Source organism: Nitrosomonas mobilis, from assembly GCF_900103035.1.
In the GTDB taxonomy this organism is placed as follows: domain Bacteria; phylum Pseudomonadota; class Gammaproteobacteria; order Burkholderiales; family Nitrosomonadaceae; genus Nitrosomonas; species Nitrosomonas mobilis.
Map to the genome: position 1 here is coordinate 21,252 of NZ_FMWO01000102.1, position 26,136 is coordinate 47,387.

Consider the following 26,136-nt stretch of genomic DNA (forward strand, 5'->3'; position numbering starts at 1 on the left):
CTGATCAACATGAAACCTGCACTCGTCCTGGTTGGACGTCCGAATGTCGGAAAATCCACATTATTCAATCGCCTTACTCGCAGCCGTGATGCTTTGGTAGCGGATATTCCAGGATTAACGCGTGATCGTCATTATGGACATGGGAAATTAGGAGATAAACCCTATCTGGTGGTGGACACCGGCGGGTTTGAACCTGTGGTGAAATCCGGTATTTTGCATGCCATGGCCAAGCAAACCTTGCTGGCGGTGGATGAAGGTGATGTCATCCTGTTTGTAGTGGATGGCCGGCAAGGGCTGTCACCACAAGATAAGATTGTCGCTGAGCAGTTACGCAAGCGAACCGATAAGATTTTATTGGTAGTGAACAAGACTGAGGGCATGCGTTTATCGATCATGACCGCAGAGTTCCACGAGCTTGGTCTGGGTGAACCCTGTGCCGTTTCAGCGATACACGGCGACAATATTGGTGAATTAATCGATCTGGCGCTGACAGATTTTCCGCTGGAAGAAGAGACGGATCTATCAGCAGAGCAGCATCCCAAAATTGCCATTGTCGGTCGTCCTAACGTTGGCAAATCTACATTGGTTAATGCCTTGCTTGGTGAGGAGCGCGTCATTGCCTTTGACCAACCTGGCACCACTCGTGACAGCATTTATATTGATTTTGAATATAATCAACGCCAATACACCTTAATTGATACTGCTGGTCTGCGCCGTCGTGGCAAGGTGCTGGAGACACTGGAAAAATTTTCGGTGATTAAGACGCTGCAGTCGATCGAGGCCGCCAATCTCGTCATCCTGGTGCTGGACGCGCATAATCATATTTCCGAGCAGGACGCCCACATTGCTAGCTTTATCGTTGAAACAGGCCGTGCGTTAGTGGTGGCGGTTAATAAATGGGATGGGCTGGATGAATATGCGCGCGAAACAATCAAGTACGAATTGGGGCGCAAGCTGGCATTTCTTGATTTTGCCAGCTTGCACTATATTTCAGCACTGCATGGGCATGGACTCAAGCGATTAATGCCATCGGTTGATGAAGCCTATGCGGCCGCAATGGCACACATTCCGACGCCTCGTCTGACGCGAACAATGCTGGCTGCTGTAGCTAAACAACCACCACCGCGCGGGGGTATGTCCCGGCCAAAATTACGTTACGCGCACCAGGGCGGTTCCAACCCCCCGCTAATTATTATTCATGGTTCGATGCTGGAGCACGTGCCAGCAACCTATCGGCGTTATCTTGAACATACGCTCAGGAAAGCCTTTGACTTGAAGGGTACGCCTTTACGGGTAGAGTTCAGATCAGGAAAAAATCCTTACGCAGAAAAAAAAGCACCTCCTCCAACCGAAAAAGAACTGCGGCAGGCCCACAGCCGCCGACGTCGCAACCGCAAAAAATATGGTTGAAACAGCAAATTTCGGGTTTGTGCGTAGTGCCCGCCAGAAACTCTTGTTTTCTGGTAAATACTGTTATCCAGGTCAAGAAGGGGTGTGAAGGGTTGGACAGTCGCCTTGCTGAGAGCGCAGCCATTGATAAAGCAAGCTGCGTGTAACCGGGCGCTGCCGCTGTAACGAATAGTGATCGAGACCGTCAATGAGCCCAATCAGCGATGACAGGTCGCGCGGTGCATATTTCAGCAGAAATTCACAAATCTCTTGTGATAACGCAAACCCACGCCGGGTGGCATGATGTTGCATGGCCTCAATTTTCTGGGTATCCGTCAAAGCGTGTACCTGATAAACTAGCCCCCATCCCAGGCGAGTGGTGAGGTCTTCGCGTAAACCCAGTTGCGCCGGTGGTTGGGTGCCGCTGGCCAGAAACAATCCCGCTCCATTCTCACGGATATGATTGTAAAGATTGAATAAACGGATCTGGTTAATATCGTCGAGTTGTTCTACCTCATCGATTGCCACTTGATTCACGTCTGGATTAAAATCAGCTACAGAAATCCGCCTGCAGTCTACATAACGTGTTGGCAACTGCTTGTCGATCAATGCATGTATTGCTGCCTGCAGAAGGTGGCTTTTGCCACAGCCGCTCTCGCCCCATAAATAGATAAAACGTTCTTGCTTTTGCGTACCAGTCACATCTATCAGGGTACGTATCAACTCCTGATTGACGCCTACTACAAAATTCTCGAAAGTTGGCGGGCTAGCCCGCACAACTTCCAATAGCAATTGTTGCATCAATGGTGGTCAGAAAAGACAACCTTAATCTTGCTTGTTCAATGCTTCACAGCCATCGATAAATGCTTGGCGTTCTGATTCTGTTTCGCTTGAGAAGGCGCTTAATGCCGCTTCCATTCCTCTGCCCGAACAATTTGTCGCGCTGACTTCGGGAAGTGCTCCTCCGCCACAACCGGCAAGAACCGCGCCAAGACCCATTGCCACAATAATGCTACGTCCAATTTTCATGAAAATCTCCTATTACTATTAATGTGTTGGCTCATGCTAAGTTGAAATCCCTGCCTGATTGATTGGCATCTGATTTTACCGATCATATCAATCTGACCGAGTCATTTTACCTGAAACCACTCAACAGGCTTCTGTAGATTGTTATTATTTGCGGAAGATAATTAATGTAATTTCTATAATAATTATATATTATGTTGAATATATATAATAATTGATGTCGATTAGGAATGTGTCGGTTGATGAAGACAGGATACGAATAGAATCCCTGTTGTCGGGCCAATTTAGTGATTGCTGAGTGACAGGGAGAAATAACCTCTTGTTTCTGTTTTTCATACTGCGGGTTTATCGTACAGGGTAATTCTGCTAGGCCGCGATTGATAAAAGAACATGCTTCGAAGTATGGTCGGGCGAACGCACTGATTGGGCAGACTCAAACCGACTATGTTTTAATCGATGAAAGCCATGACGGTGACGAGTTTAGCAACAGCACTGAAGCGCCAAGTGCAGTAACGGTTATTCCGCTTCGACAAAACCGTATAATTCAGCGGGACTGTTGGCACTTTCCAGGAATACAAAAAATTGGATGACCAATACATTCTCGCATAAAGGATATGATATATATGACGATGGGCCCTATGCCAATTGCGCAAAACTCTGACGTTACCTGCGAACTGTTACCGAACCTGGCCAATCGCCATGGTTTGATCACCGGAGCAACGGGCACCGGCAAGACAGTGACATTGCAGGCTCTTGCGGAGCGGTTCTCTGCCATTGGTGTGCCGGTATTCATGGCGGATGTCAAGGGTGATCTGACTGGAATCAGTCAGTCCGGTAGCTTTTCCGGAAAAATCAGCGCAATTTTGCAAGAGCGCGGCATTGCAATACCTCAGCCGCAGGCATGCCCTGTTACCCTGTGGGATGTCTTCGGGGAACAGGGACACCCCGTACGCGCAACTATCAGCGATATGGGGCCGCTGTTGCTGGCACGCATGCTCAGTCTCAATGATACTCAGACAGGTGTGTTGAACCTGGTGTTTAAGATTGCTGATGACAACGGCTTGCTGTTGCTTGATATGAAAGACCTCCGCGCCATGCTGCAATATATTGGGAATAACGCCAGACAATTCACCACCGAATATGGCAATATCAGCGCAGCCAGTATCGGCGCCATCCAGCGCGGATTGATGCAGGTGGAGCAGCAGGGCGGTGATCGTTTTTTTGGCGAACCCATGCTCGATATCAACGATCTGATGCAGACAATGGATGATAAGGGTGTGGTCAATATCCTGTCCGCCGACAAGCTGATGCACTCCCCGCGACTATATGCTGCTTTTCTACTGTGGATGCTTTCCGAATTGTTCGAGCAGTTACCCGAGATAGGTGATCCGGAAAAGCCAAAGCTGGTTTTATTTTTTGATGAAGCGCATCTGTTGTTCAGTGAGGCGCCTAAAGTGCTGGTGGAGCGTATCGAACTCGTCGTGAGACTGATTCGCTCCAAAGGAGTGGGTGTCTATTTTGTCACCCAAAACCCGCTGGATATTCCCGATAGCGTGTTAGGCCAACTAGGCAATCGCATCCAGCATGCGCTGCGCGCATTTACACCGCGTGACCAGAAAGCAGTTAAGGCAGCGGCACAAACCATGAGATCCAAAGCTGGTCTCAATCTTGAAACCGCCATTACTGAGCTGGCTGTCGGTGAAGCGTTGATCAGCCTTCTGGATAACAAAGGTCGACCATGTGAAACCGAGCGCGTTTACGTGCTGCCGCCTGGAAGTCAGCTTGGTCCGATCACTTCAGAAGAGCGTCAGCAATTGTTGCAGGATTCGCTGATTGCTGGCGTATATGAGAACATGGTTGACCGTGAAAGCGCCTATGAAATGCTGCGGGCGCATGCAGCATCCGGATCAGGAAGCGCAACTGTCCGTGCAGATACAGCAAACCCGCAATCCTCTCGGACTCGAGGGGGATTGGGTGCTATCATCAACGAAACCCTGTTTGGCCGTACCGGTCCCCGTGGTGGGCAATACGATGGTTTGGTGCAAAGCATGGCAAAAACTGTCGTTCGTGGCATGGCAAGTGGCGTAGGCCGTCAGATTGTTCGCGGGATACTGGGAAGCATGCTGGGCGGGAAGCGGTAATCTGCTCTTTGAGTAAATTACTGCCTGATAAACGTGGCTTGCTTGTCTGCCCACATTGCTACCAGAACGTCACAGATTCTCGGTATGTTATGAAACATTAGTGTTGGTTTTTGACGATAGCATGTAGGGTGTGAGGTACGAGCCGTATCTTTTCGGTTGGCCGTTGACATATATTTTAATCTGTGTTCTGCAAGGTGGTCTGGCGCCGTTCCGTAAATTCACTTCCGAGTTTATCGGTACCGGTTTATTGTTTTGGTTGTTCATTCCTTGCTGGACAAATCTGTTGCAGATTTGATTCCAAAACCCTGAAGCATTATTTTATCGGTGGTAAGCTTTTTTGATGTTGTACAACAATATGATGGATTGTGGTTGTTATAAATTACTGTAAAATCTTAGCTAACCACTTGGAAATGTCAGTTAACTCTTGATCACATACAGAATGTGCCATGGGATATTGATGCCATTCCACGGCATAATGCCCAGCGCGAAGATGCTGGCGTGAAGCAATGGCCAGATCAATCGGAACGATGGGATCAAGTTCGCCATGAGCCATAAAGATGGGGGTTTCCCGGTTAGCAAAATGTGCCTCCTGCAGGGCGGTATTTGCCAGAGGCAAATAGGCCGAAAGCACTATCATGCCTGCGAGTTTTTCCGGATAGCGCAGACTGGTTTGTAGAACCATTGCGCCACCTTGGGAAAAGCCGGCTAGTACGATTTTCTTGGAAGCAATTCCACGCTGGTTTTCCTGTTCGATTAATGTGGCAATGGCTTGTTCAGATGCTCTCAGGCCACTTTCATCCTCACCTTTATCCAGATTTGTATATTTGATGTCATACCAGGCACGCATGCGTAATCCACCGTTAATGCTGACCGCTCGTAGTGGGGCGTGTGGAAAGACAAAGCGCAATGGAATACCAGTCGGTAAATCAAGCATTTGCGCAATTGGCACGAAATCATGGCCGTCGGCACCCAAACCGTGCATCCATATTACAGAGTGGGTGGGATTGATACCGGTTGTGATTTCAATGGCGGTCAGAGTGTTGGAATATGGTGCCATGGTCCATTTAGGAATTGACTTGCTAGGGTGGGCGCGTTAAATTTCTCAAACTTGCATTTTATAGTAACGCACGTAAGGAATCGTATGAAACGCAGAAATTTTGTCAAATTATTGGGAGCAGGCGCGGCGGGAGTTGCCCTGTGTCCCGTTGTGCCGTCTGTTGTTGCTCAATCCTTGCTGCCCGCAAAATGGCGAAGTTACCGGTTAACCTATGAAGTTAACCTGCCAACTGCCGGGAAAATCGCGCGGTTGTGGCTTCCTCTTCCCAATACAGATGATTCGAATTATCAGTTTACACAGGGCAGCAACTGGCTTGGTAATGCCAGTTCAGCTCAATTCAGCACTATTCCTGGTACTAATTTTCCATTATTCTCAGCCAGTTGGCAGGGAGCTGGTGAGCGAACGGTAAAAGTCAGCAGCATCGTCAAGACTGCCGATCGCGCGATTGATCTGCAGCATTATCGCGCGCCTGCTTCATCTGCGCTACCACGGGATGTCGGACGCTACCTGCAGCCGACCAAACAGATTCCGTTGGGTGGTATAGTCAAAAAAACTGCGTTGGATATTACTGCCAAAGCTAATGCTCGGGATCCGCTACAAAAGGCAAGAGCAATTTATGACTGGATAATCGCTAATGTATCCTATGACAGTAAAGTGCGCGGGCAGGGCAGCGGAGATATCAGCAGCATGTTAATTAAAGAAAAGCTTGACGGTAAATCTGTAGATATTCATGCGCTATTCGTTGGTTTGGCGCGTGCAAGTGGTATTCCGGCACGGCAGCAATTTGGTATACGGATCAATGATTCAGTGCTGAATCAACATCTGGGTGGGTTTGGCGATGTCAGTATTTCTCAGCACTGCCGTGCTGAATTTTATCTGGCTGGATTTGGCTGGGTGCCGGTAGACCCGGCTGATGTTGCTCAAGTGATGGCGCTCGATATTTTGCCGTATGATCATGAGTTGATCAAGCAGCTGAAAGACAGATTGTTTGGTTCCTGGGAAATGAACTGGGTAGCATTTAATCAACTGGAAGGGGTAGACCTTGGTAAAACCAGTACCGCTGGCAGATTGCCATTTTTCATTTATCCTCATGCTGAAATTGAGGGTAAGCAGCAGGACAGCCTTGAGCCGCAGACCTTCTCTTACAAGATTACATCAGCACTTCTGGTAGGAACAGGAGCAAAGTTATAGCCGGGCCGGGTATTTTCATCCGGCGTTCTCTCTCATTTTTGTAGATAGTATCTGCTGAATAGTTTGTCTTGACAGATGAGGTGCAAACATCTCTATAAAATCATAGATATAATTGCGAATGTAGCAATTGCGGCTAATGCCAATACGCGTAGTGCTTGGCTCAAACAAATGTGCGGCATTGATGGCGCGCAACCTATTGTCACGCTGAGGATCAAAAGCCATTGAGGCAAGAATACCGACACCCAGGCCGATCTCTACATAAGTCTTAATTACGTCGGCATCAATTGCGCTCAATACCACATTGGGTGTTAGTCCTTTTGCGGCAAAGGCCTGATTGATTTTGGATCGACCAGTAAATGCAAAGTCGTAAGTCACGATGTTGTATTGCGCGATGGCTTCCAGTGTGAGTGTTTCATCTGTTAAAAGTGGGTGTCCTGGAGGTACGACAATGGAGCGATTCCACTGATAGCATGGTAGCATGTTCAGTTCATCAAAAAGCTCAATGGCTTCCGTGGCAATAGCGATATCTGCTTCGCCTGCTGTTACCCATGTTGCGATTTCCAGCGGACTACCCTGACGTAAAGTCAATTTTATTTTTGGGTAGCGTTCGATAAATCGTCTGATTACAACAGGAAGTGCATACCTCGCTTGAGTATGCGTGGTGGCGATGATCAGGCTGCCGCTTTCTTGGTCGCTAAATTCTTCACCTATTTTTTTCAGATTCTCGGCTTCCTGCAACATCTTCTCGGTAATGGTCAGAATGGTTTGTCCGGGTGGCGTGATACCGGTGAAGCGTTTGCCATGGCGAATAAAAATCTCTACACCCAGCTCTTTCTCCAGTAGCTGAATTTGCCGGCTAATGCCGGGTTGAGATGTGCTGAGTTTTTCCGCCGCTCTGGATAGGTTTAATCCTTGTCGGGCTACTTCATGCAGATAGCGTAGCTGTTGCAGTTTCATCTTTATGCTTTTAATTCATATGAAAATGATATATTAATATTTAATATTATAACTAAATTTTGCTATGCTACGCATCAACTCAACCGGATCGGGATTTGCGAATGATGGCGTTACGTAAGAACTCGATATCGGATAAAATAACCGGTTTTAGCAGGCTGGCGCAATTAACGCAGCCTTTGACCAAAAATATTTCATTTCATTGGCGCGAGCGCCAATGAAAGCCAAGGAGAGGTGAAATGAGTAACTTGGGTAATCTTGCCGACAATCATGAAATTGATGCTTATGAACAGGCGTTACGGGGAATGCTTGATGGTCAGATTGATGCAGACCGGTTTATGGCGACACGTTTACAGATGGGGATTTATGGTCAGCGTCAGGAAGGAGTCAACATGGTTCGCATCAAGATACCTGGGGGACACTTGACGGTTGTTCAGCTGGCAGCTATCGCGAACGTGTTGGAACGATATTCCCAGCATGATGAAGCACATATTACGACTCGTCAGGATATTCAGTTGCACTATGTGCCGCTGCAAGATACACCAGAAGTCATGCGTGAGTTGGCCAAAAGTGGCCTGACCACGCGCGAAGCCTGTGGTAATACAATTCGTAATATTACTGCCTGCCCGTTGGCGGGAGTGTGCTCCCGTGAGCATACCAATATTCGTGAGCATTTAAATGCTACGGTTACACATTTTTTACGTAAACCACTAAACCAGCTGATGCCGCGTAAATTCAAAATCAGTTTTTCCGGATGTGAATCGGACTGCGCGCAAGGTATGATCCATGATCTTGGCGTCGTTGCAGTCAGGCATGAAGATGGTCGGTTCGGGTTCAAGATTCTCGCAGGTGGCGGACTGGGGCATAAACCACATGAAGCCATTGTGGTTGAATCGTTTGTTGAAGAAAAGGATCTCTTTTTGGTCATTGAGGCGGTACTGACCGTGCATAACAAATACTCAGACCGGGTCAAGCGTGCCAAATCACGTATCAAATTTCTGGTGGATCGGTTTGGCGAAGCAGGCTTTATCGAAAAATATCAGGAGGAGCTGGCACGTATCAAAGTGGCGCTGAAGGACCAACCTTTCTATCAGGGAAAATGGGTTGCTGGCAGGACAGATACGCCGATCCCAGGTCAAGGTGCGCCACGGAAACCCATTGAACAGAAGCAATCGGGTTTGCATGTCCTGCCAATCAGTGTTCGTCTGGGGCAATTAACGGTTGCGCAGTTGCGGGGATTGAAGGAGTTGCTGGATCGCTATGACTTGCCTGAAATCCGCACTACCCAGGATCAGAATCTGCTCCTGACTCATGTTCCGCAATCCAGATTGACTGAAATAGTCCAGGCATTGACAGAGCTGGGTCTTGGGCTGCCCCAGGCAGGCGATGATGTGGTTGCTTGTCCCGGAACATCGACCTGTCGGCTTGGAATTACATCGAGCCCGACGGTTGGTGGCAAGTTGTCGGGAGGCAAGCACGATTTACGCATTCGCGTATCGGGATGTCACAATGGTTGTGCTCAGCCAGAGGCTGGTGATATCGGTATTTACGGTGAGGGTAAACGTATGCACGGTAAATTAGTGCCGCATTATCAAATGTATTTTGGTGGGAATGGCATGGCGGCTGGTGGATTGGCTTTCAAAGGACCTTCGGTGCCATCCGCCCGGATTGAGGCAGCAATTGAACGTGTCGAAAACGCTTTTGATACAGATCATAGTGAAGCAGAGTCCTTTTTCAACTGGACGCGGCGCAAAGGAAAAGAGTATTTCTCACAATTGCTGGTAGATTTGATGGAAGTACAACCAGAGGATATGCATTCGGTTATTCGTGATCATGGCTTTAATAATGACTTTAAGGTATTGCAACTTGGTGGCGGGGAATGTGCCGGTGCCAAGCAGGTTCAGATTGGTACAGCCTTTTTTGATGCGGCCAATGAACGTAATTATCGGGATGCACTGAAATTTCAGCGCAAGTTCGAAGAGTCTCTGAAATGTGCTGAAGCGATTACTTACCTGATTGGTCAGGGATTAACCCAGTTGGTCGGCGGACATCAACATGAAACTCTTGATGGATTGGCGGGGGAGCTGTTGAATGTTTTGCCGACTAGGCCGGCACTAGCAAAATCATTGACCAGTTTCGCGCAATATTTTGCTGTACCTGCCAGCGAGTTAACCGATCAACAGTTATCTGATTGGTATGCCCAGATAGATGAATGGACAAATCAGGTGGCAGATGTCTGTATGGAATTTGATCGGCAACTGGATTTGTATGGATCACTTCCTCAGTCTCGGCAGGGCACGGATCGTACGAAGCAGGCTTCACAACAACCTGCTTCGGTGGTTTGATTGACAAATTTTACCTTTTGTAATTGATGCAAATGAATCCACCAGAGTGCCAACCTGATTTGCAGGCGCGTATCGATCAATTACGTGTATTGCTAGAGGATATACAGCAAAATCATCACCCCGCTGCCTTTGCTAATAGTCTGGGGACGGAAGATATGGTGTTGACTGATCTGATTGCGCATCATTTCCCGGGTATTTCCATGTTTACGTTGGATACTGGTCGCTTGCCAGAGGAAACTTATGACCTGATGCAACGTATCAGACAGCGTTATGGTTTGACGATCCAGGTTTATTTTCCGGAGTCAGCAGCGGTTGAGCGGTATGTTGCGCAACATGGTCCGAATGCATTCTATGAAAGTGTCGAGTTGCGTAAAAGCTGTTGTTATATTCGTAAAGTTGAACCACTCAAGCGTGCCTTGCAGGGAAAAAAAGCGTGGATAACTGGATTGCGTCGTGAGCAGGCATTAACTCGTGATAGCTTGGAACTGTCCTCATTTGACGAGGTGCATGGTTTACAGAAATTCAATCCGCTGTGCGACTGGACAACCCAGGAGGTATGGCAATATCTTAAACAGCAGGATGTCCCTTATAATGCGTTGCACGACAAATTTTACCCTAGCATTGGCTGTGCCCCATGCAGCCGGGCGGTGACGCCCGGCGAAGATATTCGTTCCGGGCGCTGGTGGTGGGAGAGTGCGGAAGCCAAGGAATGCGGGTTGCATGTCAAGAATACGCAGGCGTTACATTAATTAATAGTAAAGATAACCAAATTAATCGAATGAATCATCGATCTTTTACACATCTGGATGTCTTGGAAAGTGAGGGCATCCATATTATGCGCGAAGTGGCAGCTGAGTGCGCTAATCCAGTTTTGCTATTTTCAGGTGGCAAGGATTCGGTGGTGTTACTGCGACTGGCAGAAAAGGCGTTTCGCCCTGGTCGTTTTCCTTTTCCGCTGATGCATATCGATACTGGCCATAATTTTCCTGAGGTGATCGAATTTCGAGATCATCGTGCAGCTGAACTAGGTGAGCGGTTGATTGTTCGCAGCATGGAAGACTCTATTCGGCAAGGGCATGTTGTTTTACGCTCCGATAATCAGAGTCGCAATCCGTTCCAGTCTATTACGCTTTTGCATGCCATTGCAGAGTTCAAGTTTGATGCCTGTATCGGTGGTGCGCGTCGTGATGAAGAAAAGGCGCGTGCCAAAGAGCGCATCTTTTCTTTCCGCGATGAATTCGGTCAGTGGGATCCGAAGAGTCAGCGTCCCGAGCTATGGAGTCTTTACAATGCCCGCACGCACCCCGGTGAAAACATTAGGGTGTTTCCCATCAGTAACTGGACCGAGCTGGATGTATGGGAGTACATCGGGCGGGAACAGCTGGAAGTTCCGTCAATTTATTATGCACATCAGCGCGATGTGATTCGCCGGGAAGGTGGGCTGATGCCAATATCGCATCTGGTGCAGCCTAAACCGGGTGAGTCCTTGGAGAGTGTCATGGTGAGGTTTCGTACCGTCGGGGACATGAGCTGCACCTGTCCGGTGGCTTCCACGGCACGTAACATCGATGAAATCATTGCCGAGACCGCCATCACACGCATCACCGAGCGCGGAGCGACTCGTATGGACGACCAGACTTCCGATGCTTCGATGGAATTACGCAAAAAAGAAGGCTATTTTTAAGCGATTGCATTGCAACACACCTTTACACACCGTGCAAGCGTACTTTTTTCAGACAAATATTAGTTAAGGCTGTTAAATGTCAGTAATTGATTCAATTCGGCTCGAACATGAGCAGGCAAAATTATTACGTTTTATCGCGGCAGGTAGCGTAGATGATGGTAAAAGTACGCTGATTGGTCGCTTGTTACATGATTCAAAATCCATATTTGAGGATCAGTTAACATCCATTGAGCGCACCTCGAACAAGCGCGGTATGGAAAAGGTGGATCTGTCGCTGCTGACGGATGGTTTGCAAGCCGAGCGGGAGCAGGGTATTACTATTGATGTTGCTTATCGTTATTTCGCCACTCCTAAACGCAAATTTATTATCGCGGATACTCCCGGTCACGAGCAATACACTCGCAACATGGTGACGGGTGCTTCCACCGCTAATCTCGCGATTGTGTTAATTGATGCACGCAAGGGCGTGTTGACCCAGTCACGTCGTCACGCTTATCTTGCCAGCCTGGTGGGTATTCCCCATTTGGTAGTGGCTGTCAATAAAATGGATCTAGTGGAATATTCCCGGGATGTTTTCGAGCGGATCTGTGCGGATTTTTCTGCATTTTCCAAGGATTTACCCCTGCGGGGTATCGAGTATATTCCTCTATCCGCTCTGGCTGGTGATATGGTCGTTGAGCGCGGCGACAGGCTTGACTGGTATAAAGGCAAGACCTTACTCGATTTTCTGGAGAACGTGGATATTGATCATGACTGGAATACAGATGATTTTCGTTTTCCGGTACAGTGGGTGTGTCGTCCGCAGACGGAAGAGATGCATGATTTTCGTGGCTATATGGGACGGGTCGAATCGGGCTCGATTCAGAAAGGCGATGCAGTGACGGTTTTACCGTCTGGTCTAACCTCGCGTATCAAGGAAATCCTGCTGCACCCCGATTCATTCAATGAAACTTCGGTACCGCAGTCTGTCACACTCACTATTGAGGATCATCTCGATATTTCACGAGGCGATATGTTGGTCAAGACCAGTGAACAACCCACAGTCGCTAAAGAATTTGCCGCGATGGTTTGCTGGCTTGCGGAACAACCGCTGGATCCAGCGCGCAAATATATCATCAAGCATACGACCAGAATGCTCAAGGGATTGATCAGCCAGATCGATTATCGTGTCAATATCAACACTCTCGAACGTGAAGCAGCTGATACGCTTGCCATGAATGAAATCGCTCGGGTCTCAATAAAAACCCAGCAATTTATTGTGTTCGACAGTTATGCTCGTAACCGGATTACAGGCAGTTTTATCGTTATTGAAGAAGTCACGAACAATACAGTTGCTGCCGGCATGATCTGCTGAAAAATAGCTGGTCTCATATAATCAATTTCTTACTTGTATCGCTCTCTGTTTAAAAAATTATCGTATTATGAATCCAACCGTATCAGCAAATGATCAGCGTGCTCCAGAAACCGGAATGTCTTTTACTCCTGGATTCGATCTTGATTTTGCGGATCTCTACAATCGCGAGGGATTGGTTAAACTGGATCAGATTTTCTGTGAATTTCTACAGGTAGCAGATACTGATTTACATACCCGGCTGGTACGTGCGCGTCAATTTCCAGATGAGCTGGTGCCGAAGGATGAATCTGCCCTATTGATAGATTTGGCGCCGTGGCTTGAAGATTTTATTGCGAGGCTGTTTGGTATTGAGCGCGAAGTGCTTACGCTCGCGGAAAAGCATCATGTATTGGCGCCGCTCTATTTTTGTAAACGCCAGTTTGTACAGCGACGAGCCAGAGCCAAGGTCAACGAGGAACTGCTGGCTACCATTGATGGCATTGCTCTCGAAGAAAAACTGGAAACTCTCTTCGGCGAACCCTTCAGCGAACTGGTTTTTGCGCGCCATGTTGCGCAATGGATGGAAGATGAAGCAAATCATGCTGCCGGGCTTGAGGATGCGCTCCATTATGCAGCTTGGGCGCTGCGTACTCCTGCTGGGCAGCTGCGTAACCAAAATGGCGTACTGTTCAAGTCGCCTGCTAAGCTCGATCCCTATCATCTGTTATCACTAGTTACAGAAAATCGTGATGGCTATATCGTTCACAAACTGGATCACTTGCGGCATCGCGAAGGTTTCTCGCTATTGACTGATGCCGGTACCGATCTGGTCGGTGCCCTGGATGAAGCGAACTACTGTATCTGGTGCCATGAGCAAGGAAAGGATTCCTGCTCGAAGGGGCTGTTGCAAAAATCCAAAGAGGTGAATTCTCCGCCAGTTTTTAAAAAGAGTGAATTGGGTGCCTTGCTGGCAGGTTGCCCGTTGGAAGAGCGTATTTCTGAATTCCATAAACTGAAAACACAGGGTCTGGCAGTGGGTAGTCTGGCGATGATTGTGGTGGATAATCCCATGTGTGCTGGAACCGGACATAGAATCTGTAATGATTGTATGAAGTCCTGCATCTATCAGAAACAGGAACCCGTTGATATTCCCCAGGCAGAAACCCGCACACTCAAGGATGTGCTCGAATTACCGTGGGGTTATGAAATCTATAGTCTGCTGACACGCTGGAATCCGCTGAATCTGCGCAGACCTTACCCCAAGGCGACTACTGGTAAAAAGGTACTGGTCGTTGGCATGGGGCCTGCTGGCTATACGCTTGCACATCATTTGATGAATGAAGGCCATGCGGTAGTTGGAGTGGATGGTCTGAAGATAGAACCTTTGTCGCCCGAAATTTCCGGTGTGGATGCAACCGGTGCGCGTACTGCTTTTGTACCGATTCATAATGTTGAAACGTTGCGGGAAAATCTGGATGAGCGTCTGCCGTCCGGGTTTGGTGGTGTTGCTGAATACGGAATCACGATACGCTGGGATAAAAATTTCCTCAAACAGATTCGCTTGCTGTTGGAACGGCGGGCCGAATTTGCACTGTTTGGTGGAGTGCGTTTTGGCGGTACGCTGACGGCAGATGATGCGATGGCGTTGGGATTTGATCATATCGCGCTGGCTGCTGGTGCTGGACGCCCCACTGTATTGAATTTGCCAAATGGTCTTGCCAGAGGGGTACGCGCGGCTTCTGACTTTTTGATGGGTCTGCAGCTGACCGGGGCCGCACAAACTGACTCACTGGCCAATATGCAATTACGCCTGCCAGTGATAGTGATTGGCGGCGGGCTGACTGCGATTGATACGGCAACTGAAGCACTGGCTTACTATCCAGTACAAGTTGAAAAATTTCTGCATCGTTATGACGTGTTGGTGGCTGAGCAAGGTGAGGAAACTGTCCGTGCCGGATGGGACGAAGAAGAACGCACGATTGCCGAGGAGTTTTTGGCGCATGCTCGCGCGCTTCAGGCTGAACGCGTGCAGGCAGCAAGCGAAAATCGCACGCCACGTATTGCCGAGCTGTTGCAATCATGGGGGGGCGCAACGGTTGCCTATCGCAAGCGACTGATTGATAGCCCCTCTTATACACTCAATCACGAGGAAGTCGAAAAAGCCCTCGAAGAGGGTATTTGGTTTGCAGAAGAACTTTCCCCGGCGCGTATTGAAGTGGATCGGTGGGGGCATGCCGAGTCAATTGTCTTTGCCAGCACTACCATGGATGAATCCGGGCAATGGAACGCTTCACAGGAGACCCGTCTGCCTGCTCGAGCCATTCTGGTAGCGGCCGGAACGCAACCTAATACAGTACTTGCCCGCGAAGACGAGAAAAATTTTAAACTTCATGGACGTTATTTTGCTGCCTGTGATGAACAAGGTCAGCCGTTGGAAGTGCACCAGGGGAATCCCAAACCGGTAACTGCTGCGGTGTTATTGCATCGTTTTGACGATAACCGTTTTATCAGTTTCTTTGGTGATCTGCATCCCAGTTATTCCGGCAATGTGGTCAAGGCCATGGCGAGCGCTAAACAGGGTTATCCAGCGGTGAGCAAGGTGCTGGAAAGTATTACGCCTGCTTCAGCTCAAACAATACACCAGTTTTTCAGTGATTTGAGCCGTCAATTGCGTGCTACGGTACATGAAGTCATCAGATTAACCGCCAATATTATTGAAGTCGTCGTGCATGCACCGCTGGCTGCTCAGCATTTCCGTCCAGGCCAATTTTATCGTTTTCAGAATTTTGCGACATTATCGCCCAAGGTTGACAATACACGTTTGGCCATGGAGGGTATCGCACTGACTGGAGCATCAGTTGATACCACGAGAGGGTTGATTTCATTGGTTGTGCTGGAGATGGGCGGGTCAGCTGATCTATGCAGGCTGCTCAAACCGGGAGAGCCGGTAGTGCTCATGGGGCCAACGGGAGAACCGACAGAAATTCGGAACGATGAAACGGTCGTTCTGGTCGGAGGCGGGCTTGGCAATGCCGTATTATTTTCGATTGGTGCGGCGGCGCGAGCTGCCAACTGCAAAGTGTTATATTTTGCTGGTTATAAAAAACTGGCGGATCGCTATAAAGTTGCCGAAATTGAGGCAGCCGCGGACACCATCGTATGGTGCTGCGATGAAGCGCCAGGATTCGAAGCAACCCGGCCGGGGGATAAGAGCTTCGTTGGCAACATCGTTCAGGCAATGGTTGCTTATGCAGATGGCGCACTTGGCCAACAAGCCATATCATTGCAGGCAACCGATCGACTGATCGCAATCGGCTCTGACCGAATGATGGCAGCGGTAGCAGCCGCACGCCATCATCAGCTAGCGCCTTATCTGAAGAAAAGTCATTTCGCGATTGGCTCGATCAACTCGCCCATGCAATGCATGATGAAGGAAATCTGTGCACAGTGTTTACAGCCGCAGAAGGATCCACAGACTGGGGAAATTACGTATGTCTTTTCTTGCTTTAATCAGGATCAGTCGCTGGATCGCGTCGATTTCAATGGTTTGGCAGCGCGTCTTCGCCAGAATAGTCTTCAGGAAAAACTGACCAATCGCTGGATCGCACGTTGCTTGCATCATCATGATGCCGTTGTTGACTGATTTATACGATAGCTGATGCTGACCGGGCGAATCCGGGTGCTGTCAGATTGGTTATGATTTATAATCAGCGCCTATCGGAAAAGAAGCACGGGTGTTATCGACGGTTGTGACAACACTCAACAATTTTTAACTAAACTAGCAGAGTAGAAAGGGAGAGTATTCATGGAGATAGGCATACCTGCCGAAACGCGTGCGGGGGAAACGCGTGTGGCGGCCACGCCCGAAACCGTCAAAAAAATCACCACAAAAGGCTTGCACCGAGTTTTCGTGCAGGCAGGTGCGGGCGCAGGCGCCAGTATTCCAGACGAAGCCTATCAGGAAGCTGGCGCAACTATTCTGACCGACGTAACCCAACTATATTCGCAATCCCAAATTATTCTCAAGGTCCGCGGCCCGCAACCCGAAGAACTTACTCAGATTCGCAAGGATGCAGTATTGATCGGACTGCTGTCGCCGCATGATGCCGATAGAATCAGTGCCTTGGTTAATCATGGGTTGACTGCATTCGCTATGGAGCGACTACCCCGTATTTCACGTGCTCAAAATATGGATGTTTTATCTTCACAGGCGAATATAGGTGGTTACAAGGCAGTAATAATTGCAGCCAATATCTACCAAAAATTCTTTCCGATGCTGATGACGGCTGCCGGGACGGTTAAAGCAGCGCGAGTACTGGTACTGGGAGCTGGTGTGGCCGGGTTACAGGCCATTGCAACGGCCAAACGGCTAGGTGCGGTCATTGAAGCCTTTGATGTGCGCCCGGCCGTGAAGGAGCAAGTTGAAAGCCTTGGGGCAAAATTTGTAGAAGTCACGCTGACTGAGGAAGAAAAAGCCAAGGCTGAAACTGCGGGTGGTTATGCAACCGAAATGTCGGAAGATTACAAGCGACGCCAGGGGGAGTTGATTCACGAGCGAGCTACTGCCGCCGACATAATTATTTCTACGGCGTTGATTCCTGGACGATCTGCACCGGTTTTGATCAAAGAAGAAACGGTCAAAGCGATGAAACCCGGCTCGGTCATAGTTGATATGGCTGCAGAGGCTGGTGGAAACTGCCCGTTAACCGAACTCGATCAGATTGTGGTCAAGCATGGCGTGCACCTGGTTGGCATTGCCAATCTTCCGGGATTGGTAGCGGCTGATGCCAGCGCATTGTATGCTCGCAATCTACTGAATTTCCTGAGCTTGCTTTTAGATCCGGAAAGTGGCGAGCTGCGCATCGACCGGCAGGATGAAATTATCGCTGGCAGTTTGGTCTGCGTAAATGGCGAAATTCCAAAGTAATGCTTTGGCTGAATCAGTAATTTTGAATTAATTTATGTATAAAAGGAAAGCGCATGATTGGCGAAATTGATCCTACGATCATTCATCTTACTGTGTTCGTGTTAGCAGTTTTTGTTGGCTACCACGTCGTATGGAATGTCACCCCAGCACTACACACTCCGTTGATGTCAGTAACCAATGCCATCTCCAGTATTATCCTGGTTGGCGCCATGTTGGCAGCAGGTTCTGCCGAATCGGACTGGGGAGTATGGCTGGGTGCCGCAGCGGTAGTATTGGCTTCTGTCAATGTGTTCGGTGGTTTTCTGGTAACGCAGCGAATGCTGGAAATGTTTAAGAAAAAAGACAAAAAAGGAAACGCCTAAATGTCTGCTAATTTCATTGCACTGGCTTATCTGGTTGCCGCTGTATTTTTTATTCTCGCCCTCAAGGGATTAAGTTCACCGCTATACGCCCGACGTGGTAATTTTTTCGGAATGGTGGGTATGGCAATTGCCGTGGTCACAACGCTAACCATTACCGCAAACTGGATGTTGATCGTGGGATGTATCGCTATTGGTGGCTTGATCGGATCAGTTGTTGCTAAACGTGTTCAAATGACTGCCATGCCGGAACTGGTTGCTTTCATGCATTCTCTGGTGGGGCTTGCGGCGGTATTTATTGCAATCGCTGCGGTTAATAATCCTGTCTCGCTTGGGTTACCGGAGGTTCTGCCAACCGGAAGCAAGCTGGAATTGTTTCTGGGTACATTTATTGGCGCCATGACCTGGTCTGGTTCCGTGATTGCCTTCTTGAAACTGTCTGGTCGCATGAGTGGCGCACCGATTGTATTCAGTGGCCAGCATATGGTAAATCTATTACTGGCAGTCGTGATGGTCGGATTTGGATTGTGGTTCTTCTTCAGTGAAGCAACCAACTGGACAGCCTTTGCTGCCATGACAGCGATTGCCTTTTTACTGGGTTTCCTGATTATCGTGCCGATTGGCGGCGCGGATATGCCGGTCGTAATTTCCATGCTGAATTCCTATTCCGGGTGGGCTGCAGCGGGTATCGGCTTCTCGCTTGGTAATCCCATGCTGATCATTGCAGGATCACTGGTTGGTAGCTCGGGCGCGATTCTTTCCTACATCATGTGTAAAGCAATGAACCGTCCATTTTTATCCGTTATTCTGGGAGGTTTTGGTGGTGAAACAGCAGATCAGTCAGCTGCTGCTGGCGTTCAAAAAACCTACCGCAGCGGTAGCGCAGATGATGCGGCTTTTCTGCTGGGTAATGCGGACAGCGTGATTATTGTTCCGGGTTATGGACTGGCCGTTGCCCGCGCGCAGCACTCAGTGAAAGAATTGGCAGAAGCACTACACAAAAAAGGAGTTAATGTACGCTTTGCGATCCACCCGGTTGCCGGTCGGATGCCAGGTCATATGAATGTCTTGCTTGCCGAAGCAGAAATCCCCTATGAACAGGTGTTGGAAATGGATGAAATCAACAGTGACTTTTCAACTACTGATGTAGTACTGGTATTGGGGGCAAATGATGTGGTCAATCCAGCAGCAAACGTGCCGGGTAGTCCTATCTACGGTATGCCTATTCTGGAAGCACATAAAGCGCGCACAGTCATGGTGGTCAAACGAAGTATGGCAGCTGGCTATGCCGGACTGGATAACGATCTGTTCTACATGGACAAAACCATGATGGTATTTGGAGATGCCAAAAAAGTAGTAGAGGGTATGGTCAAAGCACTGTGAGGCCTGTAGTAGGCATAGGCATGGGATGTGCCGAATACAGTGGTTGCTTTAGTTCCGAAGTATAAATAATGATTCGTGTTTCATAGTATTTTTCGGAATTTATAGTGCAATATCCGTGCTGGCGCTGTATTCGGTCGAGTCAGAGTAGATTTCAGACAGTAGAGTAGATTACCATAGGAAATCGGAGCACCTTATTCTGCCCTCGAGCATTAAATTCTTTTTATTCTGCGACTATACATTGTTGTTTATCCGAACCGTTTTTTCATCACGTTGTACATATACTGCAGTCGGTGGGTCATGATGTGGGATTGATGGATGATGGCGGCCCCTTTCTGGGAGATTCGGGCACGGATTTCTGCATGGGACAAATAGAATTTCGCTTTCGAGGCAGCTTCATCAAGAGAGGTATAAAATGCCATGCTCTCACCATCGATAAATACACTTAGCGCGTCTTCCTGGGTATCAGTGAGTAGGAACCCACCTACGGCAGGAACATCCCAAACCCTCTGGTTAACGGCAGTGGGCATGTGTTCGGCAGTAACATTCAGATTTACGTTACTGCCTACGAATAATGCAGGAAGCTCGGCATGATAGTCGAGATAGGGAGATACCTTTACGCCGGGGCTGACCTTCTCCCAGTATTTGTCGCCAAATAGTTTCACGTTCAGCTTGCTAAAACGATCAATGAATTGTTTTCGAGTATCCATGGATGCCTCGGCTAGCGCTACCTGAGCGGCAGCAAACAGCTTCCTGTCTCCATTCTCAAGCAACTTCTCACATGATTCGACAAGAGTAAGACGAGTAATCTTTTGCTTGTGCCAAAGCTCTTTTGCGGCCTTGCGCACCTGCTTCGATGGCTCAACTCGGGCCTTTAGCCACCAGGAATTTCCCGCAAATGAAAGAGGAAAGCGAAACTTCGTAATCTGTGCCGGATTAATTTTTCCTATATTAAAGAATCGACCATTTGCCCCGGTTGGCAAAAAGACCGGATTGCCATAACCATTTTTACTAAGCCATGAGAATGCGGTGCGCTCGAAGCAGAACAGCTGTAAATTTGAGGCTGCATTTTTGTTGGCTCCCCCAAGATAGGCATGGGGTGATCCACAAACCACGATGCTGTTGGAATGGCATATCATTCCAACAATGATGCAAGAACACCTGCTTCATCAAATCTCATATCATTGATTGTGAGCATAAAATCAGGTTGTTGTGTCACAAGTGTCGTTAGTAACTCGGCGGTAAACTGATTATTGCCACTGCCTCTTTTCTGAGCGGGCAACCGTGCTACTTTCCATCCCAAATCTTCAGCGGCATCAAGCGCATCTCCAACCACCAGATACCTGTACCAAAAATGAGAACCTGTGGTTCCCGCTTAAACTTTAAATAGCCAAGCGCCGCTCTTAATCTCGCATCGTCGATAATTCATCCAGGTATTCATCGTATTATCGAGCTGCAGCTCGTAGAAATTACATGCGGGTACCTCTGAATTTGCTGCCATCGTAGTAACTCTTTCCTGCTTGTTTAATACCCAGGCTCGTACATCTGTGCTTGCAGGTTGCCGGGTAATTCGATCGTACTGAGTGCTTCACTCTGTGCGATTTGACAGACACTAACTGCAATCGCTTGGGAGACCATGCGGACACGAGTAAGATCGGGATAGATCGAGCCGTATGCCAGTTCTTCAGGCAAAACTGTTTGTGCCAATGTATTTGCAGCAGTCAGAAACATGCGCTCCGTAATATGGCTAGCGCCGCTTGCCAATATTCCCAGGCCTATTCCCGGGAAAATGTAGGCATTGTTGCCCTGCGCCGGATGAAAGTGCTGTTCGTTAATGGCCGTTGGCGGGAAAGGGCTGCCGCTTGCGAAAATTGCACGTCCTTCACTCCAGCGGTAAGCCTGTTCCGCAGTACATTCGGTATGCGAAGTAGGGTTGGAGAGTGCGATGATGACCGGGTGCTTCTGATGCTGAGCCATTGTGCGGATGACTGCCTCACTGAATGCGCCTGCCGTACCGGTTGCACCGATGAGAACATCCGGCCGAATGCGGGCAATTGCTTCTACGAAACTCGCTGGTGGCTGAGGTTGCGCAAATGGCTGGATACGAGGCTTGAGCTGTTCGCCGTAAGTAGTCACGAGTCCTTTGCGGTCAACGAATGCCAACTTCGATCTCGCCGTCTCAGCTGGCATGCCGCTGTCGATCAGGGCGAACAGGATCAGTTCGGCAGTGCCGGTTGCCGCAGAGCCCGTTCCCAGCAGCATGATTTTCTGTTCGGTGAAGGGCTTGTTCGTGATACGGCTGGCAGCGAGAATGCCAGCAAGGGTGACAGCGGCAGTGCCCTGAATATCGTCATTGAAACATCGGTACTGCTCGTGATAGCGGTCAAGTAGCATAAACGCATGATCGCTGCTGAAATCTTCAAACTGCACTAGGGCCAATGGATATTTTTGCTGAACTGCGGCAATGAATTCATCCACTAACGACAAGTAGGCCTCGCCAGTCAGGCGGGGATGAGGATATCCCAGGTATAGGGGGTCTTCGCGTAGCAGCTGGTTATTTGTGCCAACATCGAGCATCACTGGCAGACAGTAACGGGGATCAATACCGGCGCAGGCCACATACAAGGCAATCTTGCCAATAGCAATGCCCATGCCATTGGCGCCTAAATCACCGAGTCCAAGGATACGTTCGCCATCGGTCACGACAATTACGCGCACATCGTCTTCTGGCCAGTTATCCAGGATAGTAGCGATTTTTCCCCGATCATCCGGGGTGATGTAGAATCCCTGTGGTTTCCTGAAAATATGGGCAAATTCGCGGCATGCCTCGCCTACTGTGGGCGTATACACAAGCGGCATTATTTCCTCGATATGATCGATCAGTGTTCGGTAAAACAGGCGCTGGTTGCGCTCCAGCAGGCTGTTTAGAAAAATGTATTTTTCGATGTTGCTGGGTTTTTTGCGTAGATTCTCGAGTACTCTTTGCTGTTGCAGTTTGATGTCTGCCACTTGATAGGGCAGCAGTCCACGTAATCCCAGCTGTTCACGTTCTTTGCGGGTAAAGGCGGTCGATTTGTTCAGAACAGGATCGTCCAAAAGTGCCTTTCCGTATTTTTGTAGAATTGGTTTCATCGTATATATTTTTTGTATTGGTATCGTTATTCGGCTTGAATTTCAACTTTCGTGCGCACTGGAACCCTCGCGAACAAATCGAGCAGATCGCGATTATGCATCCGGATACAACCAATCGACCCAGGCTTGCCCATTTCGACGCTATCCGGACTGCCATGAATATAGATATAACGCCGCATAGTATCTACACTGCCGAGGCGATTGAAACCCCGTTCACAACCAGATAGCCACAAAATGCGCGTCAGTATCCAGTCACGTTCGAGAAAGCGCGCTGCGAGTTCTGGTGTGTAGATTTCACCGGTAGGCCGCCGCCGCACAAATACGGTATTGACGGGCTGATGCTCACCGATCCTGGCGCGAATGATATGCATGCCCAAGGGAGTACAGAAACTGCCATACTCCTGTCCGATCCCTTTTTTTGCTGATGAAATCAGATATTTCTTAGCTGGCTGGGCCTGTTCATCGAATAGGGTCAATTGCTGATGGGCAATGCTGATTTTGATGTGCATGAGCTTGGTGTTTGCGTCTGGAGATAAAAAACTGTTTCAGCAGGAGGCTTGCTTCATCTGCAAGTATGCCACGTTCCACTGCTAGGTGATGGTTGAGACGTGTGTCGGCCGGTAGATTGATTATGCTGCCGCAGGCACCTGTTTTGGGGTCATTGGCCGCGTAAACTAGTCGCGCAATTCTGGCATGGAAGATTGCTCCGATACACATGACGCAGGGTTCCAGTGTCACATAAAGGGTGCAGCCTGGCAAACGATAATTATTCAACCGCAGTGCGGCATTGCGCAAAGCTATGATCTCGGCGTGGGCAGTCGGATCGGCTAGTGCCAACGGGTGGTTATGTCCATGGCCTATAATTTCACCTTGCCAGGTTACGACCGCACCCACCGGAATTTCATCCCGTGCTTGGGCTGCGACGGCAAGGGCGAGTGCCTGTCGCATGAAATAATGATCTACTGTTTCAGTCATTGATTTGCTTGTTCCTTCCTGCCTGTTATATTGTGCTAAATTTACCCCACAAAAAACCATGACGATTAAAATGAATTTGATTCAGCCAACAGTACCCGATGATACACTTGAACAAGCGGCAGCAGAGTTGTGCACAGTACGTGACCTGTTGCGCTTTTCTGTCAGTTACTTCAACCAGTCCGATCTGTTCTTGGGGCATGGTTTGCCATCTGCTTACGATGAAGCCTCGCATCTGATTTTGCACGCCTTATGTCTAGTGCCTGATCAAATGGAGTTATTTATGGATGCACGCCTGACCCGACAGGAGCGTACCCGGATTCTGCATCTGATAGAGCGGCGTGTACACGAGAAAATACCGGCAGCGTATCTGACGCATGAGGCGTGGCTGGGCGATTTTAATTTTTATGTGGATGAGCGAGTCATTATTCCACGCTCGTTCATCGCCGAATTGTTGCAGACCGGCCTGTCACCGTGGGTAACGGATCCGGATGACATTTATCAGGCGCTGGATCTTTGTACCGGATCGGCCTGCCTGGCGATATTGCTGGCACATGCTTTCGAGAACGCAGTAGTGGATGCCTGTGATATCTCTTTACCTGCGCTGGAAGTGGCGCACAGAAACGTTGCCAACTATGATTTGACTAACAGAGTCAACCTGGTCTACTCGAATCTCTTTGCGCAGCTGAATGGAAAGCGCTATGACCTCATCATCAGCAATCCACCTTACGTCAAAACCGAATCCATGGCCAGTCTGCCTGAGGAATATCTACATGAGCCAGAAATCGCACTGGCTGGTGGAGTTGATGGCCTGGACGTCATTCGTAACATCATCAGTCATGCGGCGCGTCATCTGACAAAACACGGGCTATTGATACTGGAAATAGGTCACAATCGTGACGCATTCGAAGAGACCTTTCCAAAGTTGCCCTGTACTTGGCTGGAAACCAGTGGCGGAGATCAGTTTGTGGTGATGATCAAGCGTGGCGATTTTCCGGCAGGATAGGGCGATTGATAGTCAGTTTAGAGGTGCCCTTATGTCGATTGTGGTTTGGGTAAATCAACCAGTTTCAATAGCCGTTCGACTTCGATATCGTCCAGTTCCAGTAACATACCGCGTTTCAGTCGCGGCGGTAAATCGATCGGACCAAATCTCACTCGCATCAGGCGGCTGACCGTCAATCCTATTACCTCGAACATGCGTCGTACCTCACGGTTTCTGCCTTCCTTCAACACGACTCGGTACCAGTGATTGGTGCCAATCCCGCCTTCATCCCGTAGTTGTTCAAATTTTGCGAGACCATCCGCCAACTCAACCCCATCCTTTAAACGGACTATTTGCTCAGGGGTAAGTTCGCCAACAATCCGGACCGCATATTCACGCGCCATCTCGAACCGGGGATGCATCAAACGATTGGCCAGTGTGCCGTCTGTCGTGAAGATCAGTAATCCACTGGTATTGAAATCCAGTCGGCCAACGGCAATCCACTTGGAAGTTTTCATTTGCGGCAATTTGTCAAATACCGAGGGACGCCCTTCAGGATCATCAAGACTGACGATTTCACCTTCGGGTTTGTGATAAAGCATGATGCGTGGCAAACGGTTGTGCTGCCTTAGCCGGATAATCTTGTTATCGATACGTACCACATCGCCAGGAGCAACTCGATCTCCCAGTTTCGCAATCATGCCATTGATACTGGTTCTGCCAGCAGCGATTATCGCTTCCATGTCGCGTCGCGAACCAATCCCGTGTTGTGCCAGCAATTTTTGTAGACGGATGCTCTCACCAGGCTCTGATGTAGGGGCGGAAGATTTTCGCCCAGGAGGAATTGCACGCTTGTGCCGAGTTTTTTGCCCAGATAATCGATAATCCGGCATAGGTTGAATTCCTTGATTTAGCAATGGAGGTGGTTGTTAGAAAGGGAGCTTCATGCCAGGTGGCAAACCAAGTCCACCCGTCATGCTTGCCATATGCTCCTGTGTGGTTGATTCCACGCGGCGCACAGCATCGTTGACAGCCGCAGCAATCAAATCCTCCAGCATTTCCTTATCGTCACTTATCAAGCTACTGTCAATACTGATACGCTTGACGTCGTGGCGACAGGTCATGATAACTTTTACCATCCCGGCGCCAGATTGCCCTTCCACTTCGATTGTTGCCAGTTTTTCCTGCATGGTTTTCATGTTTTCCTGCATTTGCTGGGCCTGTTTCATTAAATTGGCCAGATTTCCTTTCATCATGCTTA

The 26,136-nt window shown here is 48.9% G+C and carries 23 protein-coding genes; 12 read left to right on the forward strand and 11 right to left on the reverse strand.

What is annotated here, in order from left to right; translation table 11 throughout:
- Positions 1-9 precede the first annotated feature (9 nt).
- The gene (der, locus tag NSMM_RS14120; RefSeq protein WP_090288436.1) at positions 10-1,410 is read left to right on the forward strand and encodes a ribosome biogenesis GTPase Der; all 1,401 of its coding nucleotides are present in this window, start codon (positions 10-12) and stop codon (positions 1,408-1,410) included.
- 72 nt (positions 1,411-1,482) lie between these two features.
- Here der and hda read toward each other — a convergent pair whose 3' ends face one another.
- Both hda and trbK read right to left on the reverse strand, forming a co-directional pair.
- Positions 1,483-2,190, reverse strand: a complete 708-nt coding sequence (hda, locus tag NSMM_RS14125; RefSeq protein WP_090288438.1) for a DnaA regulatory inactivator Hda — start codon at positions 2,188-2,190, stop codon at positions 1,483-1,485.
- Between the two features lie 24 nt (positions 2,191-2,214).
- Positions 2,215-2,418, reverse strand: coding sequence for an entry exclusion lipoprotein TrbK (trbK, locus tag NSMM_RS14130; protein ID WP_090288440.1), 204 nt, complete (start codon positions 2,416-2,418; stop codon positions 2,215-2,217).
- Between the two features lie 626 nt (positions 2,419-3,044).
- Between trbK and NSMM_RS14135 the strand changes: the two genes are divergently transcribed.
- Complete coding sequence (locus NSMM_RS14135) at positions 3,045-4,556, forward strand: helicase HerA-like C-terminal domain-containing protein (RefSeq protein ID WP_090288587.1); 1,512 nt, start codon at positions 3,045-3,047, stop codon at positions 4,554-4,556.
- 379 nt (positions 4,557-4,935) lie between these two features.
- On the opposite strand, the gene NSMM_RS14140 is transcribed toward NSMM_RS14135, so the two are convergent.
- Entirely contained in the window at positions 4,936-5,613 is a 678-nt protein-coding gene (locus NSMM_RS14140; protein WP_090288442.1) for an alpha/beta hydrolase, read from the reverse strand.
- A gap of 84 nt (positions 5,614-5,697) precedes the next feature.
- Here NSMM_RS14140 and NSMM_RS14145 point away from each other — a divergent pair, with 84 nt between their 5' ends.
- Positions 5,698-6,804, forward strand: a complete 1,107-nt coding sequence (locus NSMM_RS14145) for a transglutaminase-like domain-containing protein (RefSeq protein ID WP_090288444.1) — start codon at positions 5,698-5,700, stop codon at positions 6,802-6,804.
- 15 nt (positions 6,805-6,819) lie between these two features.
- Here the strand turns inward: NSMM_RS14145 and cysB are convergent, their stop codons facing one another.
- On the reverse strand, positions 6,820-7,761 hold the full coding sequence (cysB, locus tag NSMM_RS14150; protein WP_090288446.1) for an HTH-type transcriptional regulator CysB: 942 nt from the start codon (positions 7,759-7,761) through the stop codon (positions 6,820-6,822).
- Between the two features lie 236 nt (positions 7,762-7,997).
- On the opposite strand from cysB, the gene NSMM_RS14155 reads away from it, so the two are divergent.
- From NSMM_RS14155 to NSMM_RS14190, 8 genes are all read left to right on the forward strand, one after another.
- Positions 7,998-10,103 (forward strand): nitrite/sulfite reductase, encoded by a 2,106-nt coding sequence (locus tag NSMM_RS14155; protein WP_090288448.1) that lies wholly within the window; start codon positions 7,998-8,000, stop codon positions 10,101-10,103.
- Positions 10,104-10,135: 32 nt separating this feature from the next.
- A complete protein-coding gene (locus NSMM_RS14160; RefSeq protein WP_090288450.1) occupies positions 10,136-10,852 on the forward strand; it encodes a phosphoadenylyl-sulfate reductase in 717 nt (238 codons plus the stop codon).
- A gap of 29 nt (positions 10,853-10,881) precedes the next feature.
- On the forward strand, positions 10,882-11,787 hold the full coding sequence (cysD, locus tag NSMM_RS14165) for a sulfate adenylyltransferase subunit CysD (RefSeq protein WP_245654828.1): 906 nt from the start codon (positions 10,882-10,884) through the stop codon (positions 11,785-11,787).
- A gap of 76 nt (positions 11,788-11,863) precedes the next feature.
- Positions 11,864-13,141 (forward strand): sulfate adenylyltransferase subunit CysN, encoded by a 1,278-nt coding sequence (cysN, locus tag NSMM_RS14170; RefSeq protein WP_090288452.1) that lies wholly within the window; start codon positions 11,864-11,866, stop codon positions 13,139-13,141.
- Between the two features lie 115 nt (positions 13,142-13,256).
- Positions 13,257-16,763 (forward strand): FAD-dependent oxidoreductase, encoded by a 3,507-nt coding sequence (locus NSMM_RS14175; RefSeq protein ID WP_245654836.1) that lies wholly within the window; start codon positions 13,257-13,259, stop codon positions 16,761-16,763.
- A gap of 162 nt (positions 16,764-16,925) precedes the next feature.
- Positions 16,926-18,047 (forward strand): Re/Si-specific NAD(P)(+) transhydrogenase subunit alpha, encoded by a 1,122-nt coding sequence (locus NSMM_RS14180; RefSeq protein ID WP_090288456.1) that lies wholly within the window; start codon positions 16,926-16,928, stop codon positions 18,045-18,047.
- 53 nt (positions 18,048-18,100) lie between these two features.
- Positions 18,101-18,409 (forward strand): NAD(P) transhydrogenase subunit alpha part 2, encoded by a 309-nt coding sequence (locus NSMM_RS14185; RefSeq protein WP_090288458.1) that lies wholly within the window; start codon positions 18,101-18,103, stop codon positions 18,407-18,409.
- On the forward strand, positions 18,410-19,789 hold the full coding sequence (locus NSMM_RS14190; protein WP_090288460.1) for an NAD(P)(+) transhydrogenase (Re/Si-specific) subunit beta: 1,380 nt from the start codon (positions 18,410-18,412) through the stop codon (positions 19,787-19,789).
- A gap of 245 nt (positions 19,790-20,034) precedes the next feature.
- Here NSMM_RS14190 and NSMM_RS14195 read toward each other — a convergent pair whose 3' ends face one another.
- From NSMM_RS14195 to tadA, 5 genes are all read right to left on the reverse strand, one after another.
- Positions 20,035-20,901 carry a glycosyltransferase family protein gene (locus NSMM_RS14195; RefSeq protein WP_218121148.1) on the reverse strand — a complete coding sequence of 289 codons (867 nt, stop codon included), beginning with the start codon at positions 20,899-20,901 and terminating at the stop codon, positions 20,035-20,037.
- Between the two features lie 20 nt (positions 20,902-20,921).
- Positions 20,922-21,122 carry a hypothetical protein gene (locus NSMM_RS14200; RefSeq protein WP_090288466.1) on the reverse strand — a complete coding sequence of 67 codons (201 nt, stop codon included), beginning with the start codon at positions 21,120-21,122 and terminating at the stop codon, positions 20,922-20,924.
- A gap of 188 nt (positions 21,123-21,310) precedes the next feature.
- The gene (locus tag NSMM_RS14205) at positions 21,311-22,918 is read right to left on the reverse strand and encodes an NAD-dependent malic enzyme (protein WP_090288468.1); all 1,608 of its coding nucleotides are present in this window, start codon (positions 22,916-22,918) and stop codon (positions 21,311-21,313) included.
- 26 nt (positions 22,919-22,944) lie between these two features.
- Entirely contained in the window at positions 22,945-23,427 is a 483-nt protein-coding gene (locus tag NSMM_RS14210) for a L,D-transpeptidase (protein ID WP_090288470.1), read from the reverse strand.
- The gene (gene tadA, locus NSMM_RS14215; RefSeq protein ID WP_090288472.1) at positions 23,378-23,893 is read right to left on the reverse strand and encodes a tRNA adenosine(34) deaminase TadA; all 516 of its coding nucleotides are present in this window, start codon (positions 23,891-23,893) and stop codon (positions 23,378-23,380) included. Before tadA ends, NSMM_RS14210 begins: the two co-directional genes overlap by 50 nt.
- A 58-nt stretch (positions 23,894-23,951) precedes the next feature.
- Between tadA and prmB the strand changes: the two genes are divergently transcribed.
- Complete coding sequence (gene prmB, locus NSMM_RS14220; protein WP_245654829.1) at positions 23,952-24,896, forward strand: 50S ribosomal protein L3 N(5)-glutamine methyltransferase; 945 nt, start codon at positions 23,952-23,954, stop codon at positions 24,894-24,896.
- A gap of 29 nt (positions 24,897-24,925) precedes the next feature.
- Here prmB and rluB read toward each other — a convergent pair whose 3' ends face one another.
- Positions 24,926-25,768, reverse strand: coding sequence for a 23S rRNA pseudouridine(2605) synthase RluB (gene rluB, locus NSMM_RS14225; RefSeq protein ID WP_090288474.1), 843 nt, complete (start codon positions 25,766-25,768; stop codon positions 24,926-24,928).
- Between the two features lie 36 nt (positions 25,769-25,804).
- A complete protein-coding gene (locus NSMM_RS14230) occupies positions 25,805-26,128 on the reverse strand; it encodes a YbaB/EbfC family nucleoid-associated protein (RefSeq protein WP_245654837.1) in 324 nt (107 codons plus the stop codon).
- Positions 26,129-26,136: the final 8 nt, after the last annotated feature.

Bases quoted from the DNA above. Each gene is read 5' to 3' on its own strand.
- der (WP_090288436.1), top strand. From the start codon at position 10: ATGAAACCTGCACTCGTCCTGGTTGGACGTCCGAATGTCGGAAAATCC.
- hda (WP_090288438.1), bottom strand. From the start codon at position 2,190: ATGCAACAATTGCTATTGGAAGTTGTGCGGGCTAGCCCGCCAACTTTC.
- trbK (WP_090288440.1), bottom strand. From the start codon at position 2,418: ATGAAAATTGGACGTAGCATTATTGTGGCAATGGGTCTTGGCGCGGTT.
- NSMM_RS14135 (WP_090288587.1), top strand. From the start codon at position 3,045: ATGGGCCCTATGCCAATTGCGCAAAACTCTGACGTTACCTGCGAACTG.
- NSMM_RS14140 (WP_090288442.1), bottom strand. From the start codon at position 5,613: ATGGCACCATATTCCAACACTCTGACCGCCATTGAAATCACAACCGGT.
- NSMM_RS14145 (WP_090288444.1), top strand. From the start codon at position 5,698: ATGAAACGCAGAAATTTTGTCAAATTATTGGGAGCAGGCGCGGCGGGA.
- cysB (WP_090288446.1), bottom strand. From the start codon at position 7,761: ATGAAACTGCAACAGCTACGCTATCTGCATGAAGTAGCCCGACAAGGA.
- NSMM_RS14155 (WP_090288448.1), top strand. From the start codon at position 7,998: ATGAGTAACTTGGGTAATCTTGCCGACAATCATGAAATTGATGCTTAT.
- NSMM_RS14160 (WP_090288450.1), top strand. From the start codon at position 10,136: ATGAATCCACCAGAGTGCCAACCTGATTTGCAGGCGCGTATCGATCAA.
- cysD (WP_245654828.1), top strand. From the start codon at position 10,882: ATGAATCATCGATCTTTTACACATCTGGATGTCTTGGAAAGTGAGGGC.
- cysN (WP_090288452.1), top strand. From the start codon at position 11,864: ATGTCAGTAATTGATTCAATTCGGCTCGAACATGAGCAGGCAAAATTA.
- NSMM_RS14175 (WP_245654836.1), top strand. From the start codon at position 13,257: ATGTCTTTTACTCCTGGATTCGATCTTGATTTTGCGGATCTCTACAAT.
- NSMM_RS14180 (WP_090288456.1), top strand. From the start codon at position 16,926: ATGGAGATAGGCATACCTGCCGAAACGCGTGCGGGGGAAACGCGTGTG.
- NSMM_RS14185 (WP_090288458.1), top strand. From the start codon at position 18,101: ATGATTGGCGAAATTGATCCTACGATCATTCATCTTACTGTGTTCGTG.
- NSMM_RS14190 (WP_090288460.1), top strand. From the start codon at position 18,410: ATGTCTGCTAATTTCATTGCACTGGCTTATCTGGTTGCCGCTGTATTT.
- NSMM_RS14205 (WP_090288468.1), bottom strand. From the start codon at position 22,918: ATGAAACCAATTCTACAAAAATACGGAAAGGCACTTTTGGACGATCCT.
- NSMM_RS14210 (WP_090288470.1), bottom strand. From the start codon at position 23,427: ATGCACATCAAAATCAGCATTGCCCATCAGCAATTGACCCTATTCGAT.
- tadA (WP_090288472.1), bottom strand. From the start codon at position 23,893: ATGACTGAAACAGTAGATCATTATTTCATGCGACAGGCACTCGCCCTT.
- prmB (WP_245654829.1), top strand. From the start codon at position 23,952: ATGACGATTAAAATGAATTTGATTCAGCCAACAGTACCCGATGATACA.
- rluB (WP_090288474.1), bottom strand. From the start codon at position 25,768: ATGCCGGATTATCGATTATCTGGGCAAAAAACTCGGCACAAGCGTGCA.
- NSMM_RS14230 (WP_245654837.1), bottom strand. From the start codon at position 26,128: ATGAAAGGAAATCTGGCCAATTTAATGAAACAGGCCCAGCAAATGCAG.